The organism is Chitinophaga sp. GbtcB8 (genome assembly GCF_019091455.1).
Taxonomy (GTDB): domain Bacteria; phylum Bacteroidota; class Bacteroidia; order Chitinophagales; family Chitinophagaceae; genus Chitinophaga.
This window is the reverse complement of the sequence record NZ_JAGXJN010000365.1, coordinates 1-239: the sequence shown is the minus strand read 5'-3', so window position 1 is coordinate 239 and position 239 is coordinate 1. Positions and strand designations below refer to the sequence as shown.

At 46.9% G+C, this 239-nt stretch carries 1 protein-coding gene; it reads left to right on the top strand.

Annotated elements, in window-relative coordinates:
• Window positions 1-239 (top strand): putative porin (locus KVT36_RS32105; RefSeq protein ID WP_217607498.1); only part of this gene is annotated, 239 nt, incomplete at both ends.

Genomic DNA, 239 nt, shown 5'->3' with positions numbered 1-239 from the left:
CAGCTGATAATAAACAGCTGAAGTATAACCTGGCGGTGAACTATTTTATTATTACGAACTATACTTACTTCGACAGTTATATGCAAAGCACGCAGTCCAGCGGGTTGTTTAACCTGCTGCAGGTAGTGCTGTGCAAACATTTCCGGTATAAACACTGGAACTGGTATATGGATTTTGCTTCTCAGCAGGTGCATGGCAATGGCCCGCTGAATGTACCTCCCATCTGGCCCCGCCACCGC